We start from the raw sequence: 14,706 nt of genomic DNA, 5'->3' as shown, positions 1-14,706 counted from the left end.
GGGAAGGCCTGCGGCGGCCGCGGCGCGGCGGGCTGACACCTGGTGCTTCCGAGATCGCGCAGGACGGAGGAGGGTCTGCGGGTGGCTCACGAGAACTCCTCGACGTCGTCAGTTGCGGCGTCCTGCTTCTCGCGGGCGATGCGCGCAGACTTGAACTCCCGCGCGTTGATTCGCTGCGCCGGCAGGCACACCGGGCTGCACCCGGCGTTGCGCGTCTTCCCACAGCCACTTTTTGGGCAGACCCAGGTGATTACCTGCTTCATTCGGTCTCTCCGTTCTTGTGCGGGGTGAGGTCGTACGCGCGGTCAGCGGCCGCGCCCGGGTCGTCCTCGATGTCCCACTGCTCGGCGGGATCTCGGAGCGGATCGGGCGCCGTCATGCCATCGCTCGAGTCAGTTCGCGGACGGCGTGCGCTGCGTGCGTCGCGGCGGCGAGGTCGCCGGCGGCGAGCGCTGCGCGGACCAGGTCCATCTGCACGACGAGGATCGCGGCCAGCATCACGCCACCCCGTCCGGGATCGGCGTGCCGGCGGCGAGCATGTCGCGCACCAGCTCGACGAGGACCGGGTTGCTCTGCGCGAGACCGCGCTCGACGAGATCGGCGTGCGCCCCATCCGGGCTGGCGACGGCGCTGGTGGTCTTACGGCGTAAGAAAGCGAACATGGCTGAGGTCTCCTGTTTTCGGGTGCAGAAGGGCAACGCAGGTGGTCACCTGCGGAAAACGGTGGGTGGGTGTGGGCTAGGTCTGGGCGCCGTACCAGTAGCCGAGCAGCGGCGCCACGATCGTCACGACAACGGCGACAATGAGAACCGCGACGAGGGTCCAGTCGAGGCGGTTCACGACGTCCTCACCCGCCGGCTGTCGATGTACTGCTCGAGGTCGCCCGGGTGGATCCGCACAATCGATGTCTCGTCCTCGCCGATGCGGGGTGCACCGATGTGGATGTAGTGCAGGCCGTCAAGCCGGTACATCCACTGCACCTCGGCAACCGTCGCAGCGAGACGCTCCGCCGCCTGCTCGACGGTGAGCAGGTTCGAGTACCCGGTGGCCCGCTGCGCGCGAGCCTGCGCCCGGTCGGCCGCAATGATCTCCGCGACCACCTGATCGCTCACGAGGCCAAGCGAACCGATGAGTTCAAGGGCTGCGGCTGCGGCAGCCATGCCCATCTCGTCGCGCAGCGAGCGGACATCGTCCGCAGACATGCTCACGCTGCCTCCTCGATCCAACGAGGCAGGTTCCGCGCGATCGCCTCCGCACCCGGCGGGGTGACCAGCAGCGTCTGCTGCACCTCGCCGTTGATCCGAGGCGCGTCGTGCAGCGCCCTCAGCCGGAAGTACGCCTTCTTGTCGGCGTAGGCGCGATACTGGTGGATGGTTTCCTTGCGCTGCTTCGAGTTCGACCAGCGCGTCCCGCTGACCTTGTAGATCCAGTTCCGTTCGATGAGGATCTCCCGCAGCCGCGCCTCGCCGACCGCGAGGACGTTCGCGACCGTGCGGAAGAAGATCAGATCCTCATCCGCCACGAACTCATCGACGTACGCGGCCTTCGGTTCGAGTGCCGCGATCGTCGCGTCCCTCGCGGCGAGGGTCTGCTGCGCCTCGACAAGCGCAGCCGCCATCAGCTCGGGTCCAGACAGCTCCGGCACGGCACCGTACGAACCGGTCTTCCGGATCGACGGGAGCACGTCGCTCGTGATCCAGCGCCGGAACGCCGCGGCTTCCGGCTTGTCGGATCGGATGACGATCTCGTACATGCCCGATTCCGACACGATCGTCGCCTGTTGCGTGCGACCGCGAGAGTCGATGACCGGAGCCAGATTCCGGGCATCGGCGTCGATGCGCTCGGCGACCTTGTGTGGGCTACCGAGACCGAGGACTGCGCAGAGGTCAGTGAGGACGAACCACGGTTCGCCAGCGACCTCGAGGACACGCACCTGGGCGTCCTCGTAGGTGAACGGAACGACGTTGCTCACGCCGCCACCAGCCGGGCCTCGAGAGTGGCGATTGGCACGATCACGTCGTGGCCGCCGAAGCGGGCCAGCGTGACGTCGACCAGGCGCTCGCCGGTCTGGCTGTCGGTCCGGTAGCCGCGAACCTCGGCGATCGAATGGGCGAGCCCTTCGTACACGTCGAAGAGGCGGTAGTCTGTAGCAGACATTTGGTTCTCCAATCGATGTCGTTGGCCGTCAGGTGGTGGTGCACCTGACGGCTTCTTCAAGGGGCGGGGTCGAATTGCTCACGCTCGGCGATGAACCGGGCAATCTCAGCGTCGGAAACCTTGCGGCCCCGACCAACTCGCACGTATTTCAGTTCGCCTTCGTTCCACATCACGCGGACTGTGACCGCGTGGATGCCGAGCCTCTCCCCCGCTTCAACAGCTGTGAGCAGGCGTGTTGGCTGCATGCTTCTCACCTCCTTTTCGGGCGGATCGGTTGGAGCGTTGGGCTAGCCGCTAGGCGGCCGCCGTACCAGTGGGTCGCTTGATCACGCGAGCGCGTCGCTGCCGTGCCTCCTCGACCGTCGCGACGAATGCTGTGTCGAAGTCGACGCCTAGCTTGATGAGCACCGTTCCAATGCATCGGTTCGATGCTTCGTGTCGGCCACTCATCCACCGGCTTGCGGTGGAGAGGTCGACGTCTAATTTCTCCGCGAGTCGGGTCAGCGTGCCGTACTTGTCGAGCTGCTCCTCGACCCACTCGTCACGGATGCGGGTTGTACAAATCGGCTGCACTTCACCTGCTCCTATTCGAGTGCTGCAAGCGCGAAGTGCGCTGCTGCAATCGAAGATAAGCCACTGGTTCTAGTTGTGCAAGTAGGAATTGCAATGCTGCACTGACTTGCAGGCTTGCAATGTTGCAAGTACCGTCGCGGCCATGACAGACAGCCGATGGTGGACCTACCTTCAGCGACTCATGGGCGACGACAACGCCATGACTGCGGCCAAACGAGCCGGCATCAGCGCTTCGAACTTCTCCCGCTGGAAGAAGGGCGCCAATGCTGACCCCGAATTCGTGGTCAAGATCGCCCGCGCCTACCACGCCAACGTCCTCGAAGCGCTGGTCGAGGCTGAGTTCATCACTGAGGACGAGGCTGGGCTAACTGAGGTACGAGTGGGCGAACAGGAGCTACTCCGCACCATCGACATGGTCTCGTTGATGGATGAGCTCACTCGGCGAGTCCTGCAACTGAAGGCGGAAGGACCGGAGGGAAGGAAGGCCCGCGCCAAGGTGCAACAGCTACCTAAGCGTCGCGCGGACCTGAACAACCTTCGAGGCGCTGCGTCGCGCCGGGTTAAGGAGACATACCCGGAGACGCCCGATGAAGGATTGTAGGAGACATCACCCCTGGCGTACGCTCCGCGATCAATACCCTCACATCGACATCGCCTGGGATGACAACCTCCCAGATGGCGTCGCTGGATTCTGGGACGGCGAGACCACGATCTTTCTCGACCCACGTCTCACTCAGCGCGCCAGGCGGTGCGCTCTCGAACACGAGACCACGCACGTCAACCGCGGATTCGTCCCGGTCGACGAAGTGCTCCGCGCTCGGGAGGAGGGCAAGGTCGATGAGATCGCGGCCCGCAACCTCATCTCTCTCGACATGCTTGCCGACGCCCTGCGCTGGTGCCGGGGAGTCGCCGGCGCAGAACTCGCTGACGAAGTGTGGACCGACCAGCACGCCCTCAATGTTCGGCTCGCGCACCTCACGCCAGCCGAACGCACACAGATCGAGTCCGCTCTCGCGGACTGCGACTGGATGAACTGACGAACCTGGGGAGTTGAAGCATGGCGAAGCGCCAGCAGTTGCCGCCGCAGATCCGGAAGATCGAGCTCGCAACGCGCGAGCGCGGCAAGCCCGCCGTGCGATACCAGGTCACCGTGGATACCGGGGTCGACCCCGAGTCGGGCCGCCGGAAGCAACATAGGAGGCGGTTTCGGACCGAGGAGCACGCCCGCTCGGAGCTCGCACGCATTCAAAGCGAGGTCGCCAGCGGAACCCACGTCCACGCTCGCACCATCACCGTGTCCGAGGTGATCGACGGGTGGCTGCTCTCGAAGCACTCGCTGAAGCCGTCGACAGCCCACGGCTACAAGGTGGTACTCGCGCCGGCCCGCTCGGAGCTTGGCGACATCGCCGTTCAGAAGCTGACCAGGAAGGACATTGACAAGCTGATCGGCCAGCTCCGCGCCGGTGGGCTTGCTGGCGAGAGCCGGGAGGTGCGGAAGCCGTGGAAGGCTCGCACCGTCAACTACATGCTGACTGTCCTCTCGGCTGCGCTGGAATCCGAGGTCAAGCAGGGCACTCTCGTCCGGAATGTGGCGAAGCTCGTCGACAAGCTCCCAGAGGCCGGCGAAAGGCCGGAGATGAAGACGTGGACACCGGAACATGTCGAGAAGTTCCTCGCTGCCGTGGATGGTGACCAGTACTCGCACGCATGGTGGCTGGCCCTCTGCGGCCTACGACGAGGCGAGATTAGTGGACTCCGGTGGGATGACGTCGACCTCGACGGCAAGGTGCTGACAGTCGCGACGTCGCGGGTGGCGATCGGGAAGTCGATCACGGAGGGTGTGCCGAAGTCGAAGCGGTCGGCGCGGACACTGCCGATGCCCGACGACCTAGTGGCCGCCATGAAGGCTGCGAAGAAGCGGCAGGCTGCAGCTCGGCTGGCGCTGGGTGGCGCGTGGCAGGACACCGGCTACGTCGTCGTGGACCCCGAAGGCAATCCCCCGACGCCCAATGCGCTCACTTACTGGTGGAAGCGATCCACCGAGAAGGCCAGCATCCCGCAGATCCGGCTACATGATGCTCGTCACACTTGCGCAACACTGATGCATCTTCGCGGCGTACCAATCGCGGTAATCGCGGCGTGGATGGGGCACGCATCGGCGGCCTTCACTCTCTCGACGTACGCCCATTCACAGGACCCCGCGTTGCTTGCTGCCGCGAGTTCCGCACCGGTTGTGACAATCCGTGACAACCTCGGCTCCTGAGAGCCGAGAAACATCCGGAAAACCGGCCCTGACCTGTGCCCCCAGTCGGACTCGAACCGACACTGCGCGGATTTTAAGTCCGCTGCCTCTGCCAATTGGGCTATGGGGGCGTAGCACGTCCACCCGGTGAAGCCATAGGTGGCTGCACGGGATGCTAGCGTGCCGACCCGCCCCCGACAGCAGGTCTTCACCGTTACAGGATCGAGAGTGCGATCCCGTCCAGGATGTCGTGCTCGCTGACCACCAGCTCGTCGATGCCGGCCCGCCGCGCCAATTCCTCGGCGAGCGTGTCGGCGACGATCGCTCCGCCACCGATCACGTCCACCCGACCCGGATGTATCGGGGCGATCGCGGCTCGCTGCTCGTGGGTCATGTGCAGCAGCTTCGCGTTCACCTCGTGCAACCGCGGCAACGACATTCGCGACAGGTGCACGCGCTCGGCGTCGTAGTGCGGCAGGTCCAGTGAGACTGCGGCGAGCGTCGTCATGGTTCCGGCGACGCCCACCCAGGTGTGCGCCTGCTCGACCGGGACCCGCTCGAACGCCTCGGCAAGCTTCGCCGACGCGAATTCGCGCGCCTGCGCGACCTGCTCGGCAGTGGGCGGGTCGTCGTGCAGGCAGCGCTCGGTGATCCGCACGCAGCCGATGTCGGTGGAGTAGGCCGCCCGGACACCGGCACCGTCGCCGAGCACCACTTCCGTGGACCCGCCACCGAGGTCCACCACCACGAAAGGCCCTGTCGCGGGGTCGAGTTCGCCGACGGCACCGGAGAACGACAGTCGCGCCTCCTCGTCACCGGAGATCACCTCGGCCTGCGCCCCGGCGATCACCGCGCCGAGCACCTCACGGGTCATCGCGAAGAAGTCCTCGCGGTTGGCTGCGTCGCGGGTCGCCGAGGTCGCGACCATCCGCACCGCGGTCGCGCCGGTCTCACGGATCATTCCGGCGTACTCCTCGAGCGCGACGCGGGTGCGCTCGATCGCCTCGGGCGCGAACTCGCCCGTGGCGTCGACGCCCTGGCCCAGTCGTACCACCCGCATCTCGCGCCGCACGTCGTGCAGGCGGCCGGACTCGTCCGAGTCGGCGATGAGCAACCTGATCGAGTTCGTGCCGCAGTCGACGGCGGCGACGCGGGTCATTCGGCTTCGCCCTCCGGCCCCTGGTACTGCGGCCAGTCCGCGGGAATCGCGGTGCCGCGCAGCTTTCCCCGGGCCGCGAGGGCCACCGACTCGTCGCCGAGCGGGTTCACCCCAGGCCCCTTGGCGAGCGAATGCGCCATCAGCACGTGCAGGCACTTGACCCGGTCCGGCATGCCTCCGCCGGTGAAATCCGTTCCGAGCGAATCGATCTCGTCACGCTCGGCGAGGTAGGACTCGTGCGCGCGACGGTAGGCGGCGGCCAGCTCCGGGTCCGCAGCCAGACGCTCGGTCATCTCGCGCATCACCCCTGCCGACTCCTGCCGGCTCGCCTCCGCGGTCAGTCGCGGATCGGTCAGGTAGTACAAGGTGGGGAACGGCGTCCCGTCCGGCAGTCGCGGCGCCGTCTTGACCACGCCGGGTGCGCCGTCCGGGGCGCGATAGGCGATGGCGAGCACACCGCGCGGGTCGCGACCCAGCTGCGCGGCTACCGCCTCGAGGTCCTCCGCGGACACCGCGGGGTGGGCATGGCTTTCGGCAGGCTCGGTCACCCGACGGGCCCTCCTTGATCGTGTGGAATGGTCATCGATCCCGGGTTCGCCGGATTGGGCGCGGGCCCGGGCATGGGCGTCGGCGACGGGGCGACCTGCGGCTGCGGTTCGACGATGGGCCGCCACAAGTCCGTGTACCAGGGGTTGCCGCTGCGCTTCGGCTTGTTCAGCGTCTCGACCGGCGGCGCGGTCGCCCCGGGCAGCTGCACCTGGTACGGCGTCTCGCCGGGCATCACGTACTGCAGCCGGTCCCGAGCATCTGCCTTGATCCGCGCCGGGTCGTTGCTCTGTTCCTTCTCGCGAGTGAGCCGGGCTACGTCATCCTCGAGCTGCCGCCGCTGCACGGCAAGCTGTTCTGCCTCGCCTCGCTGAGTCAGGTAGGTGCGCAACGGCATTGCGAGCGTGAGCGCCAGCGCACACACCACCACACCGAGCGTCACCGCCTTCGCGGTGGACAGTCCGAGGAAGGTACGTTCCTCACCCCGGTCCGCCGCACCCGCCCGACGACCGGACCGCGCGCCCACCGGCTTCTCGGTGGGCGACGCGGCGCCGAGGTCGGGATCGGCGTCGCCCGGGCCGCCACGACTGCCCGACGCGGTAGGTCCCGCGGACCGGGTTCGCGACGGTCGACGCGCAGCCGCCCCGTCCCGAACCCGCCCGCCCGGGCTCTTGCCCGGACGGGACCTACCGCGACCGCTCACAGCTCAGCCCCGTTTCGCCTGGATCAGTTCGCGGAACCGTCGAAGGAGAAACGCGGGAAGGCCAGTTCGCCCGCGTAGCGGGCCGCGTCGCCGAGGGACTCCTCGATGCGCAGCAACTGGTTGTACTTGGCGACGCGCTCGCTGCGGGCGGGCGCACCCGTCTTGATCTGGCCGCTGCCGACCGCGACCGCGAGGTCGGCGATGGTGGTGTCCTCGGTCTCGCCGGACCGGTGGCTCATCATGGTCTTGTAGCCGTTGCGGTGCGCGAGGTCGACGGCGTCGAGGGTCTCGGTCAGCGTCCCGATCTGGTTGACCTTCACCAGCAGCGCGTTGGCCGCGCCCTTGACGATGCCGTCCTCGAGCCGCTCCGGGTTGGTGACGAACAGGTCGTCGCCGACGAGCTGGATCTTGTCGCCGATCTGCTCGGTGAGCGCGACCCAGCCCTCCCAGTCGTCCTCGCTGAGCGGGTCCTCGATGGACACCAGCGGGTAGGCGCCGAGCAGCTCCGCGTAGAACGCGCCCATCTCGGCCGCGGTCCGGTTCTTGCCCTCGAACTTGTATCCCGTTCCGGCGGTGTAGAACTCGGTGGCCGCGACGTCGAGCGCCAGGGCCACGTCGACGCCGAGCTTGAGGCCGGTCTTGGCGACGGCCTCACCGATCAGGTCGAGCGCCTCCTTGGTGCCCGCGACGTCGGGGGCGAAGCCGCCCTCGTCGCCGAGGCCGGTGGACAGGCCCTTGGCCTTGAGCACCGACTTGAGGGAGTGGTAGACCTCGGCGCCCCAGCGCAGCGACTCCTTGAAGGTGGCGGCGCCGACCGGCGCGACCATGAACTCCTGGACGTCGACACCGGTGTCGGCGTGCGCGCCACCGTTGAGGATGTTCATCATCGGCACGGGCAGCACGTGGGCGTTGGGGCCACCGACGTAACGGAACAGTTCGAGACCCGAGGAGTCCGCGGCGGCGCGGGCGACGGCCAGCGAGACACCGAGCAGGGCGTTGGCGCCGAGGCGAGACTTGTCCGGGGTGCCGTCCGCGTCGAGCAGCTCCTGGTCGACGGCCCGCTGCTCGGTGGCGTCCATGCCGATGATGGCGGGCGCGATCTCGCCGAGCACCGACTCGACGGCCTTCTCGACGCCCTTGCCGTTGTAACGGTCGCCGCCGTCGCGCAGCTCCACGGCCTCGTGCTCACCCGTCGAGGCGCCCGAGGGGACCGCGGCGCGGGCGAAGGTGCCGTCGTCGAGCAGCACCTCGACCTCGACCGTGGGGTTCCCTCGGGAATCGAGGATCTCGCGGGCTCCGACCTGCTCAATGATGGCCACGGATGGTTCTCCTTATTGGCGGCTTCGATGTGTTGGCGACGCCAGCGATGCGTGCGGTGACACCACCGCCGACGATTTCGCTACATAGTGCCAGGTCTGAGCCTAACGTCAGTAACCGGCCAGGACGGTAGCGGCGCGCGGTCGCACCGGGTCACACAGGCTCCGCTGCCAATGTCACGCAGCTCCGCTGCCTTTGTCACGCAGGCTCCGCTGCCGATGTCACGGGCGGACTCCGACCGAGTAGGCCGCGGCGCGGTAGCGAACCTCCCCCAGATACTCGACCGACTGGTTGTAAGCCATCAACGCCTGACGCCAGCCGTCCGCGCCGGTGAGGTCGCCGCCCCGCGCGCACAGGTACCGAGCGGCGGTCAACGAGGCGTCGTCGATGCTGTCGGGGTCGGCGACGCCGTCACCGTTCGCGTCGACGCCCCAGCGCCTCCAGGTCTCGGGGATGAACTGCAGCGGTCCCATCGCGCGATCGTGCACCGCGTCGCCGTCCATCGTCCCGCCGTCGGTGTCCGGGATCACCGCGAGACCGGGGGCGCCGTCGAGTGGAACCCCCCGGATCGGGGGGCTCACCTTGCCGTCGGGCGCGACGTGCGACCCCCGGTAGGTCCCGTGTCTGCTCTCGACGCCGGCGATGCCGGCGATCGTCGTCCACCCGATGCCACAGTCCGGCCGCGACCGGGCCATCACCGCGGCCGCGTACCCGTACGCCTCGAGTGCGGTCACCGAGATGCCGAGCTCGTCGGACCGGCCCGCCGCCCAGTCGGCGAGCTGGTCGGCGCTACGACCGGGCGCGTCGACGTCGATCGCGGGTAGCGGGGCGCCGGGCCCCGGCGGAATGCCCGGCGGGACGGCGATCCTCGGCTGGCTCGCACATCCGGCAAGGGCGGCGGCGCCGACCACTACCGCGGCCGCGCAGCCGAGTAGTCGCCGTTTCGGGGTGGTCACCGGGTCCATCATCCACGGCGAGCGAGAGCCGGCGCCGATCCGGGCATACCGGACGAACCCTTTGCTCGGTTCACGAGGCCCGCGGAGTAAGTGCTACCTTAGTCGGGTTCCAGAGAAGGTTCGCCTTGCCTATATCGCGGCGGTGGACATGCACAGATGAGGAGCCCTTTGTGCTCACCCTCGCCTCGAGCGCAACCGCGCCGAGTATCGCGACACAGCTGTTCGGCAGCGGCCTGATCGGAGTCCGCGAGGGCCTCGAAACCGGCATCGTCGTGATGATTCTCATCGCCTTCCTGGTCAAGTCCGACCGCCGTGACGCCCTCAAGTGGGTCTGGCTCGGCGTCGCAGCGGCCGTCGCGATGGTCGTCGGCATCTTCGTCGCCATCCACTTCGGTACGTCCACCGTCACCGGTATGGCCGCCGAACTGATCAGCGGCATCGCCTCCCTCGTCGCGGTCGTGATCGTCACGGCGATGGTGCTGTGGATGCGCAAGGCCGCGGCGTCGATCTCCGGCCACCTCAAGGCGGGCATGAGCAAGGCCCTCGCGGTCGGACCGCTCGCCGTCGCGGCGATGGCGTTCTTCGCGGTCGGGCGCGAGGGGGTCGAGACCGCGCTGCTGCTGGTCGGCTATGCAGAGAACGCTGCGGGCAGCGCCTGGCCGCTCGTCGGGCTGATCCTCGGCATCGTGGTCGCCGCCGGACTGACCGTCCTGCTGTACTTCGGCGCGGTGCGCATCGACTTCGCCAAGTTCTTCCGCTACACCGGCATCTTCCTGATCGTGGTCGCCGCCGGCATCCTCGCCTACGGCGTGCGCGCGCTGCAGATCGCGGGATGGCTGCCCGGCGGCTCGAGCCTCGCCTTCGACGTCTCGTCGACCTTCGACACCTCCAGCTGGTACGGCACCGTGCTGCAGGGGATCTTCAACTTCCGGCCCGACCCGACGGTGTTCCAGGTAGTCGCCTGGCTCGTCTACGTGGTTGTGGTGCTGGCGCTGTTCCTGCGCCCCACTCCCCCGAAGCCGGCGCCGGCGCCCACCGAGGAAGAGCCGACCGCCGACCAGACTTCCGACCTCCCCGCATAACCGAAAGGCCCCCGCTCGTGCGTCGCTACACCACTGCCATCGCCCTGACGGCGATCGCGCCCCTCGCCCTCGTGGCCTGCACCTCCAAGTCGGATCAGGCCGCGGACTCGATCGCGGTCACCGCCACCGACACCACCTGTGACGTCGCGGCGAACACCGCCACCGCAGGCACCACGACCTTCGCGATCACCAACAACGGCTCGAAGGTCACCGAGTTCTACGTCTACGGCGCGGGCGACCGGGTGATGGGCGAGGTCGAGAACGTGGGTCCGGGCCTGACCCGGCAGCTGATCGTGAACCTGCCCGAGGCGGGCACCTTCCACACCGCCTGCAAGCCCGGCATGGTCGGCGAGGGCATCCGCAACGAGTTCACGGTGACCGGCAACGCCGCCGCTCCGACCGACGAGTCCGGGCAGCTCGCCGAGGCCGCCGCCGGCTACAAGCACTACGTCACCGGGCAGATCTCCGCACTGCAGGAGTCGGCCGCCAAGTTCGTGGCCGCGATCAAGGCCGGCGACGTCGAGTCCGCGAAGGCCCAGTACCCCACCACACGCACCTACTACGAGCGCATCGAGCCGATCGCCGAGTCCTTCCCCGACGACCTCGATCCCCGACTCGACCTGCGTGAGGTCGACGTCGAGCCGGGCCAGCGCTGGACCGGCTTCCACCGCTTGGAGAAGGACCTGTGGGTCACCGGCCTGCAGCCGGACACCAACGCGATGGCGGATCAGCTGATCGCGGACCTGAACGAATTGTCCGACGGCATCAACGCCGCCAACTTCACCGTCGACCCGATTCGGGTCGCGGGCGGCGCGCAGACCCTGCTCGACGAGATCTCCCGCACCAAGATCACCGGCGAGGAGGACATCTTCAGTCACACCGACCTGTGGGACTTCCAGGCCAACGTGGACGGTTCCCAGGCCGCGATCGCCTCGGTCCGCCCGATCCTGGACGAGCGCAACAAGGAGCTCGGCGCCCGCATCGACCAGCGGTTCGCCGAGCTCGACACCGAGCTCGCCCAGTACCGCCGCGGCGACGGCTTCGTCTTCTACGACACCGTCACCGAACCGCAGCGCCAGGCGCTGTCGCACAAGATCGACGCATTGTCCGCCGAGGTGAGCCAGGTGCAGGGTGTCGTCGCCGAACAGTAACGAGCCTGCCGCAACGGGTCCGGAGCCGGCCAAGATCTCGCGCCGCAAGCTCTTCGGTGCGATCGGGGCCGGCGCGGTCGTGGCGGGCGCGGGCGCCGCGGTCGGACGCCTCACCGCGCCGGACTCGGTGTCCGAGTACGGCGACGTGGTCGCGTTTCGCGGTGAACATCAGGCCGGGATCGTCACCCCTGCACAGGACCGGATGCACTTCGTCGCGTTCGACGTGACCACCGAATCGCGCGACGAACTCGTGGCTCTGCTGCAGAAGTGGACCGAGATGGCCGAACGGATGACCGCCGGCCAGGAGGCGAGTCCCGACGGCGCGATCGGTGCGGGCCAGTACACCCCGCCGAGCGACACCGGAGAGGCGCTCGACCTCGACGCGTGCCAGCTGACCCTGACCATCGGATTCGGCCCGTCGTTGTTCACCACGCCCGACGGCAAGGACCGGTTCGGTATCGCCGACAAGCGCCCGGCCGCGCTGGCGGACCTGCCGAAATTCACCGGTGACGCGCTCGAACCGGCCAGGAGTGGCGGCGACATCTGCATCCAGGCCTGCGCCAACGACCCGCAGGTCGCGGTGCACGCGGTCCGCAACCTGGCGCGGGTGGGTTTCGGCACCGTCGCGGTGCGCTGGTCGCAGCTCGGCTTCGGCCGGACCTCCTCGACCTCCACGTCGCAGACCACGCCCCGAAACCTGTTCGGCTTCAAGGACGGTACCCGCAACATCAAGGCCGAGGAGCAATCCACGGTCTCGGACTTCGTCTGGGTGGACCCGAAGGACGACCAGTCCTGGATGGGCGGCGGCTCGTACCTGGTGGCCCGCCGGATCCGGATGCTCATCGAGCCGTGGGACCGGACCGTGCTGCACGAGCAGGAGCGGGTCATCGGGCGGAGCAAGGGCAGCGGGGCACCGCTCGGCCAGAAGGCCGAGTTCGACGAGCTGGACCTCGATTCGAAGGGCCCGCACGGCCCGCTCATCGACAAGGACGCGCACATCCGACTCGCCTCGAAGGAAGAGTTGGGCGGCATCGAGATCCTGCGCCGCGGCTACAACTTCACCGACGGCTCCGACGGCTTCGGCCACCTGGATGCGGGCCTGTTCTTCATCGCCTACTGCCGAAATCCGCAGACGCAGTTCGTGCCGATGCAGTTGTCCCTGTCCCGCAACGACGCCATGAACGAGTACATCAAGCACGTCGGGTCGGCACTGTTCGCGGTCCCGCCCGGGGTCCGCGAGGGCGGGTTCTGGGGTTCGACGTTGTTCGGATCGGCGGCACCGGCGGCCGTTCAGGCCGAGAAGTAGTCAGTAGGCGCCTGCCGAGTGAAACACGGCGCCCGCGGTCTTCCACAGGATCATGAAGTCCAGTGCCATCGACCAGTTCTCGACATAGCGCAGGTCCATGCGCACCGACTCCTCCCAGGAGAGGTCACTGCGACCGCTGACCTGCCACAGCCCGGTCAGCCCGGGCTTGACCAGCATCCTGCGTCGCACGCCGCCGTCGTCGTACTTCTCGACCTCGGAGATGAGCGGCGGCCGCGGTCCGACCAACGACATGTGGCCGGCGACGACGTTGAACAACTGGGGTAGCTCGTCGATCGAGAACCGTCGGATGAAGTGGCCCACCGTGGTCACTCGTGGGTCGTCCCTCATCTTGAACAGGACACCCGATCCCTCGTTCGCGGAGGTCAGTTCGGCCAGTCGGGCGTCCGCGTCGCGAACCATGCTGCGGAACTTGACCATCCGGAACGTCTGCCCGGCGCGACCGACCCGGGTCTGCTTGTAGAACGCCGGACCAGGGCTCGTCAGCCGCACCGCGCACCCGACGGCGATCAGTGCCGGCGACAGCGCGACGAGCAGCGCCAGCGCGAGCAGGCGGTCGAGGACCGACTTCGCCACCCAGGCGGGCCCGGTGAAGCGGGGGGCGCTCAACTGCAGCAGCGGGGTGCCCGCGACCGGACTGATGTGCAGCCGCGGACCGACGATGTCCATCAGTGCGGGCGCGATGAGGAGATCCGCGCCGGTGCCCTCGAGGTCCCAGGCGAGCCGTTGGGTTCGATTCTGCGACCAGCCACTCGACGGGAGGATTGCGACGGCGGCGAAGCCCCGCAGCGCCACGATCCCGACGACGTCGTCGTCGGTGCCGACGACGGGCACCCCGTCGACCTCCACGGGCAACTCCTCCGACCTGGCCACGCCGGCGAGGCAGACCGCCTCCACGCTCCAACCGGCGTACGGGGCTCCCCGGGTCCGTCGAATCAGGTCCCGCACCGACGCCCGATCCCCCGCCGCGACCACGGATTTGAGTAGTGCCCCAGATCGACGACGACGGTGGAGCCACCGGCGCAGCAGGTAGCGGCCGATCAGCGACATCAACATCGCCAGTGGCAGCGCGCCGAAAACCCACGAGTGCCCGCCCGCCGTCCCGGCGGCGTAACCGACCACGGCCATCACCGCGATCACCGCCACGTAGGCGGACGTGACCTTCCGGAACTCCTCGGGACCGCAGCCGAGGCTCCTCGGATCCCAGGCGCGCCCCAGGCCGAGCGACAACAATGCCAGTAGCGGAACAGCAAGTGCAACAGCAAGATTGGCGGGCAAGTCGAGAACCGAGACGTCGTGGTAGACCACCGAGACGAGGACGTCCGCCGTCACCAGGCTCAGTATGTCGACAACCAGCGCCGCCTGCCCGTACCGGGATTCCCAGGCGGGTCGGGCGGGGACGGGCAGCGGCAGCGGCAGCCGCCACGCCCCGGCCGGACGAAACACTTCCGCCAGCGGACGCCCGCACACCGCGCAGACAGCCCGCACCTGGCCTT

The 14,706-nt window shown here is 68.1% G+C and carries 20 protein-coding genes and 1 tRNA gene; 6 read left to right on the top strand and 15 right to left on the bottom strand.

The window, feature by feature from the left end:
- Positions 1 to 86 precede the first annotated feature (86 nt).
- The 8 genes from ACFVH2_RS06900 to ACFVH2_RS06865 form a co-directional block, all read right to left on the bottom strand.
- Positions 87 to 263: a hypothetical protein gene (locus tag ACFVH2_RS06900; RefSeq protein ID WP_378420262.1), complete on the bottom strand. Its 177-nt coding sequence runs from the start codon at positions 261 to 263 to the stop codon at positions 87 to 89.
- A gap of 112 nt (positions 264 to 375) precedes the next feature.
- Positions 376 to 498: a hypothetical protein gene (locus ACFVH2_RS06895; RefSeq protein ID WP_378420263.1), complete on the bottom strand. Its 123-nt coding sequence runs from the start codon at positions 496 to 498 to the stop codon at positions 376 to 378.
- Positions 498 to 662 (bottom strand): hypothetical protein, encoded by a 165-nt coding sequence (locus ACFVH2_RS06890; RefSeq protein ID WP_378420264.1) that lies wholly within the window; start codon positions 660 to 662, stop codon positions 498 to 500. The genes ACFVH2_RS06895 and ACFVH2_RS06890 overlap by 1 nt, the downstream gene beginning before the upstream one ends.
- A 174-nt stretch (positions 663 to 836) precedes the next feature.
- Positions 837 to 1,208: a hypothetical protein gene (locus tag ACFVH2_RS06885; RefSeq protein ID WP_378420265.1), complete on the bottom strand. Its 372-nt coding sequence runs from the start codon at positions 1,206 to 1,208 to the stop codon at positions 837 to 839.
- Entirely contained in the window at positions 1,205 to 1,972 is a 768-nt protein-coding gene (locus ACFVH2_RS06880) for a BRO family protein (protein WP_378420266.1), read from the bottom strand. Before ACFVH2_RS06880 ends, ACFVH2_RS06885 begins: the two co-directional genes overlap by 4 nt.
- Positions 1,969 to 2,157, bottom strand: a complete 189-nt coding sequence (locus ACFVH2_RS06875) for a hypothetical protein (RefSeq protein ID WP_378420267.1) — start codon at positions 2,155 to 2,157, stop codon at positions 1,969 to 1,971. The genes ACFVH2_RS06880 and ACFVH2_RS06875 overlap by 4 nt, the downstream gene beginning before the upstream one ends.
- A gap of 56 nt (positions 2,158 to 2,213) precedes the next feature.
- The gene (locus tag ACFVH2_RS06870) at positions 2,214 to 2,402 is read right to left on the bottom strand and encodes a helix-turn-helix domain-containing protein (protein WP_378420268.1); all 189 of its coding nucleotides are present in this window, start codon (positions 2,400 to 2,402) and stop codon (positions 2,214 to 2,216) included.
- A gap of 49 nt (positions 2,403 to 2,451) precedes the next feature.
- On the bottom strand, positions 2,452 to 2,730 hold the full coding sequence (locus ACFVH2_RS06865) for a hypothetical protein (protein ID WP_378475692.1): 279 nt from the start codon (positions 2,728 to 2,730) through the stop codon (positions 2,452 to 2,454).
- Between the two features lie 142 nt (positions 2,731 to 2,872).
- On the opposite strand from ACFVH2_RS06865, the gene ACFVH2_RS06860 reads away from it, so the two are divergent.
- The 3 genes from ACFVH2_RS06860 to ACFVH2_RS06850 are packed head-to-tail and all read left to right on the top strand — an operon-like array spanning position 2,873 to position 4,993.
- Positions 2,873 to 3,331, top strand: a complete 459-nt coding sequence (locus ACFVH2_RS06860; RefSeq protein WP_378420269.1) for a hypothetical protein — start codon at positions 2,873 to 2,875, stop codon at positions 3,329 to 3,331.
- On the top strand, positions 3,318 to 3,767 hold the full coding sequence (locus ACFVH2_RS06855; RefSeq protein ID WP_378420270.1) for a hypothetical protein: 450 nt from the start codon (positions 3,318 to 3,320) through the stop codon (positions 3,765 to 3,767). Before ACFVH2_RS06860 ends, ACFVH2_RS06855 begins: the two co-directional genes overlap by 14 nt.
- A 20-nt stretch (positions 3,768 to 3,787) precedes the next feature.
- Complete coding sequence (locus ACFVH2_RS06850; protein WP_378420271.1) at positions 3,788 to 4,993, top strand: tyrosine-type recombinase/integrase; 1,206 nt, start codon at positions 3,788 to 3,790, stop codon at positions 4,991 to 4,993.
- A 36-nt stretch (positions 4,994 to 5,029) separates the two neighbouring features.
- Here the strand turns inward: ACFVH2_RS06850 and ACFVH2_RS06845 are convergent.
- The 6 genes from ACFVH2_RS06845 to ACFVH2_RS06820 all read right to left on the bottom strand — a co-directional run bounded on the left by ACFVH2_RS06845 (position 5,030) and on the right by ACFVH2_RS06820 (position 9,662).
- A tRNA-Leu gene (locus ACFVH2_RS06845) sits at positions 5,030 to 5,103 on the bottom strand.
- An 83-nt stretch (positions 5,104 to 5,186) separates the two neighbouring features.
- Positions 5,187 to 6,131, bottom strand: a complete 945-nt coding sequence (locus ACFVH2_RS06840; protein WP_378420272.1) for an exopolyphosphatase — start codon at positions 6,129 to 6,131, stop codon at positions 5,187 to 5,189.
- Complete coding sequence (locus ACFVH2_RS06835; RefSeq protein ID WP_378420273.1) at positions 6,128 to 6,679, bottom strand: DUF501 domain-containing protein; 552 nt, start codon at positions 6,677 to 6,679, stop codon at positions 6,128 to 6,130. The genes ACFVH2_RS06840 and ACFVH2_RS06835 overlap by 4 nt, the downstream gene beginning before the upstream one ends.
- The gene (locus ACFVH2_RS06830; protein ID WP_378420274.1) at positions 6,676 to 7,203 is read right to left on the bottom strand and encodes a septum formation initiator family protein; all 528 of its coding nucleotides are present in this window, start codon (positions 7,201 to 7,203) and stop codon (positions 6,676 to 6,678) included. The genes ACFVH2_RS06835 and ACFVH2_RS06830 overlap by 4 nt, the downstream gene beginning before the upstream one ends.
- A gap of 200 nt (positions 7,204 to 7,403) precedes the next feature.
- Positions 7,404 to 8,699 (bottom strand): phosphopyruvate hydratase, encoded by a 1,296-nt coding sequence (gene eno / locus ACFVH2_RS06825; RefSeq protein WP_378420275.1) that lies wholly within the window; start codon positions 8,697 to 8,699, stop codon positions 7,404 to 7,406.
- Between the two features lie 219 nt (positions 8,700 to 8,918).
- Complete coding sequence (locus tag ACFVH2_RS06820) at positions 8,919 to 9,662, bottom strand: lytic transglycosylase domain-containing protein (RefSeq protein WP_378420529.1); 744 nt, start codon at positions 9,660 to 9,662, stop codon at positions 8,919 to 8,921.
- Positions 9,663 to 9,823: 161 nt separating this feature from the next.
- Here ACFVH2_RS06820 and efeU point away from each other — a divergent pair, with 161 nt between their 5' ends.
- The 3 genes from efeU to efeB are packed head-to-tail and all read left to right on the top strand — an operon-like array spanning position 9,824 to position 13,192.
- Positions 9,824 to 10,735 carry an iron uptake transporter permease EfeU gene (efeU, locus tag ACFVH2_RS06815; protein ID WP_378420276.1) on the top strand — a complete coding sequence of 304 codons (912 nt, stop codon included), beginning with the start codon at positions 9,824 to 9,826 and terminating at the stop codon, positions 10,733 to 10,735.
- Positions 10,736 to 10,752: 17 nt separating this feature from the next.
- A complete protein-coding gene (gene efeO, locus ACFVH2_RS06810) occupies positions 10,753 to 11,886 on the top strand; it encodes an iron uptake system protein EfeO (protein ID WP_378420277.1) in 1,134 nt (377 codons plus the stop codon).
- A complete protein-coding gene (efeB, locus tag ACFVH2_RS06805; RefSeq protein ID WP_378420278.1) occupies positions 11,867 to 13,192 on the top strand; it encodes an iron uptake transporter deferrochelatase/peroxidase subunit in 1,326 nt (441 codons plus the stop codon). The genes efeO and efeB overlap by 20 nt, the downstream gene beginning before the upstream one ends.
- On the opposite strand, the gene ACFVH2_RS06800 is transcribed toward efeB, so the two are convergent.
- The gene (locus tag ACFVH2_RS06800) at positions 13,193 to 14,656 is read right to left on the bottom strand and encodes a sugar transferase (RefSeq protein WP_378420279.1); all 1,464 of its coding nucleotides are present in this window, start codon (positions 14,654 to 14,656) and stop codon (positions 13,193 to 13,195) included. It lies immediately after the preceding gene.
- Positions 14,657 to 14,706: the final 50 nt, after the last annotated feature.

Source organism: Rhodococcus sp. NPDC127527 (assembly GCF_042672245.1).
Lineage (GTDB): Bacteria > Actinomycetota > Actinomycetes > Mycobacteriales > Mycobacteriaceae > Rhodococcus_G.
The sequence above is the reverse complement of the archived record's forward strand: the minus strand, read 5'-3'. Positions and strand labels throughout refer to the sequence as shown.